Source organism: Lonsdalea britannica (assembly GCF_946477055.1).
In the GTDB taxonomy this organism is placed as follows: domain Bacteria; phylum Pseudomonadota; class Gammaproteobacteria; order Enterobacterales; family Enterobacteriaceae; genus Lonsdalea; species Lonsdalea britannica_A.
The window spans coordinates 1-3,539 of sequence record NZ_CAMKXG010000310.1 but is presented as its reverse complement, the minus strand read 5'-3'; the positions used below and the strand labels follow the sequence as shown (position 1 = coordinate 3,539).

The window sequence follows — 3,539 nt, the reverse complement described above, 5'->3', positions numbered from 1 at the left end:
GCGGCGCTATTATCTCGCTAAATAAAACGCGGGTGCAAACCCGGTCGCCTGCAGCGAGTGTGCCCGCCGGGGCGGCGGGCCAACGTGATGCTGAAGCGTTGCGTTGAAATAGGGGGCATAACCCGTACCAACGTGCGGACCTCCGGAGACATCCGCACGGTCGGGATCAGGCTGACAACCTCTGCTGCGCCCACGCCAGCCCAGACTGATACTCCTGCGGCAGCATCGGCGCCAGCGCCTGTAGAGTCTTGCTGAGGAAAGCGGCGTCCGGATCGCTGAGATTCAGATGCCCGACCTTACGGCCCGGACGCACCTCTTTCTCGTACCAGTGCAGATGTACCAGCGGCAGCGTCAGCCAGTCGACATTCACGTCGGTGCCGATCAGATTGACCATCACCGACGGCGTACTCACGACAGGGGCGGGCAGCGGCAGGTTGAGGATCGCTCGCAAATGCAGTTCGAACTGACTGATAGACGCGCCGTTCTGGGTCCAGTGGCCGCTGTTGTGGACGCGCGGCGCAAGCTCGTTGATCAGCAGCTGGTCGCCGACGATAAAGCACTCCATCGCCATCACGCCGACGTAGCCCAGATGGTTCAAAATGGCGGACAGCATCTTTTCAGCCTGCTGCTGCAAAGCCGGCTGCGGATTTGGCAGCGCCACGCTCGTGCGCAGAATGCCTTCCTCATGCAGATTGTGGGTCAGCGGATAAAACACGCAGTCGCCCTGTGCGTTACGCGCGCCCACCAGCGACACTTCGCCAGAGAAAGGGATCCCTTGTTCGACGATGCACTCGCCGTAGCAATCCGCAGGCAGCGTCGCCTCTTCGCCGGGATGCAGACGCCACTGGCCGCGGCCGTCGTAGCCGCCGACGCGGCGTTTGACGATGGCCAGCTCGCCCAACCGGCTGAAAATGTCGGGCCATGCGTCGGCGCTGCTCAGCAACTGCCACGGCGCCGTGGCCAGTTGCAGATCGTCCAACAGCTGTTTCTGCGTATGGCGGTCCGCCAGCAGTGGAAAGATATCGCGGTTGATAAAGGCAGGCTGCGTCGCCAGCTGGCGGGTGAGGGCGGTTTCCGGCCAGCGCTCGATTTCTGCGGTGATCACACTGTGTTGATACGGGATAGACTCTGGCTCGGCGTCGAGTCCCACCGGATAGACCGCAATACCCAGCGGCTCGCCAGCCTGACGCAACATGCGGCCCAACTGGCCGTTACCTAATACGCAGACCGGTTTCATGCTTCCTCCCGGGGATCGGCGTGCTGAAGCACTTCGTCGGTTTGGCGTTGACGCCAGTCCGTCAGACGCGTCGCCAGCTCGCGGTCATGCAGCGCCAAAATCTGTGCGGCGAGCAGGGCGGCATTGGCCGCGCCAGCTTTGCCTATCGCCAGCGTACCGACCGGAATACCGCGCGGCATCTGGACGATGGAGTACAGGCTGTCTACACCGCTCAGCGCTGCGCTCTGGACCGGAACGCCCAGCACTGGCACCAGCGTTTTCGCGGCCAGCATGCCCGGCAGGTGCGCCGCGCCACCGGCTCCGGCGATGATAACGTCGAAACCGTTGTTAGCGGCCTCTTCGGCAAAGCGGAACAATTTATCCGGCGTGCGGTGCGCGGACACGATTTCAACGTGGAAAGGGAGATTCAGCGTGGTGAGGATTTCTGCCGCGAACTGCATGGTGGCCCAGTCACTCTTTGAACCCATAACGATGGCGATTTTCGCCGGGGCAGCGTTGGATGACATGCCTGTAGTGCTCCTGTGAGTGTGCCTGACGCCGGTCAGTGCACAGGGTGATAAGACGCATCGCCGCCGAGTCTGCGCTCAGGCAACGAGGGCGTAGAGCATACCATGCCCCCAGAGGGAGGAAAACGGTTGCGTCGTGATGAAAGACGGGGTTTAGCGAGTGAAACAGGTGAAAAACGAGGTTTAGAAAGGAAATACGTGCAGCGAAATACCGTCGGGCGTGACTTTGATGAACGAGCCTTCCTCATGCCAGGCGCCGAGCACGGCCCGCTGAGCGGTCGCGTCATCGACGGTCAACGTGTGGATCGCCGGTCGATGCGTATGACCGTGGATCATAGCGTTCACTTGAAAATGGCGCAGTCGATCTATGACCTGTTGAGGATTGACGTCCATGATCTCGAGCGATTTGATCTGGTTCGCCTGCTGGCTGGCAGCCCGCATCCTCGCGGCGATACGTAGCCGGAGTTTCAGGGGGAGCCACAAAAAAAGACGTTGAATCAGCGGGTTGTGAACACGGCGGCGAAAACGCTGATAGGCGGCGTCATCGGTACACAGCGTGTCGCCGTGCAGCACCAGATACTCGTGGCCATACAGTGCAATTCGGTTTTCTTCCGGCAGCAGCGTCATGCCGCTTTGGCGGGCGAAGCGCTTGCCGAGCAGAAAGTCCCGGTTGCCGTGGACGAAGTAGCAAGGCACGCCCTGCTGATGCAGCGTCAGTAGCGCGGCGGCGACAGTGTGGTGCAGCGGCTGCGGATCGTCATCGCCAATCCAGGCGTCGAACAGGTCGCCCAGGATGTACAGCGCGTCGGCCTGCGTCGCTTCTTCGCGTAAAAAACGCAGAAAACCGGCGGTAATGGCCGGTTCCTGTTCGCTCAGATGCAGATCGCCAATAAACAGCGTCGCCATGCAGAGAAAATTACTCGCTGACCGTAACGCTGGTCACTACGACGTCTTCTTTCGGCACATCCTGATGCATACCGCTACGGCCGGTGGCGACCGCTTTGATTTTGTCGACCACGTCCATGCCTTCTACGACTTCGGCGAAGACGCAGTAGCCCCAGCCATCCGGGCGCTCAGAGCGGAAGTTCAGGAAGTCGTTGTCCACCAGGTTGATGAAGAACTGGGCAGTCGCGGAGTGCGGATCGTTGGTGCGAGCCATCGCCAGCGTACCGCGGGTGTTTTTCAGGCCGTTGTTAGCTTCGTTTTTGATCGGCGCTTCGGTGATTTTTTGTTCCATACCCGGAGCAAAACCGCCGCCCTGGATCATGAAACCATTGATCACACGGTGAAAAATAGTGTTGCTGTAGAAACCGCTACGGCAGTAATTCAGGAAGTTTTCAACGGTAGCAGGCGCTTTGTCCGCGAAGGTATTGATGACGATATCGCCATGGTTGGTATGAAACGTAATCATAATAATGAATCCTACTTAGCCATAGTACATAGAATAAAGGAGAGGTTTACAGAGGCGGTGAGCCACCAAGAGCGCTCTTATAACATAAGTGAATGCCCGAGTCAGCAAAGGCCGCCTCGCGCGGACCCGTAGCAGCGTGGCGGGATGCCGTCAGCTGACAGCGTTCCAGACGCGCCCGTCCCCGTCTTCCGGGACAATCCAGAACCGGAAAACGGTGTCATTCAATAGTAGTCGAAACAGGGGGATCAACGTTTTTCAAACGTGATACGGCAATCAGGAAAACCCGGAGGATTCGGTGATAATGATGCCTCTTAGTCAGGTGACCACAATAGAGGTGCATGATGCTTAACCGTTTCAATTTGCTGTTCGACCGGCCGGATTTCGG

General features: G+C 59.1%; 4 protein-coding genes. All 4 read right to left on the bottom strand.

Annotated elements, in window-relative coordinates:
* Window positions 1–166: 166 nt before the first annotated feature.
* On the bottom strand, window positions 167–1,237 hold the full coding sequence (gene purK, locus Q7O77_RS15755; protein ID WP_304169515.1) for a 5-(carboxyamino)imidazole ribonucleotide synthase: 1,071 nt from the start codon (window positions 1,235–1,237) through the stop codon (window positions 167–169).
* Entirely contained in the window at window positions 1,234–1,743 is a 510-nt protein-coding gene (purE, locus tag Q7O77_RS15750; protein ID WP_304169513.1) for a 5-(carboxyamino)imidazole ribonucleotide mutase, read from the bottom strand. The genes purK and purE overlap by 4 nt, the downstream gene beginning before the upstream one ends.
* 183 nt (window positions 1,744–1,926) lie before the next feature.
* Window positions 1,927–2,649, bottom strand: coding sequence for a UDP-2,3-diacylglucosamine diphosphatase (gene lpxH / locus Q7O77_RS15745; protein WP_304169511.1), 723 nt, complete (start codon window positions 2,647–2,649; stop codon window positions 1,927–1,929).
* A 10-nt stretch (window positions 2,650–2,659) separates the two neighbouring features.
* The gene (gene ppiB / locus Q7O77_RS15740; RefSeq protein WP_085652766.1) at window positions 2,660–3,154 is read right to left on the bottom strand and encodes a peptidylprolyl isomerase B; all 495 of its coding nucleotides are present in this window, start codon (window positions 3,152–3,154) and stop codon (window positions 2,660–2,662) included.
* Window positions 3,155–3,539 lie beyond the last annotated feature (385 nt).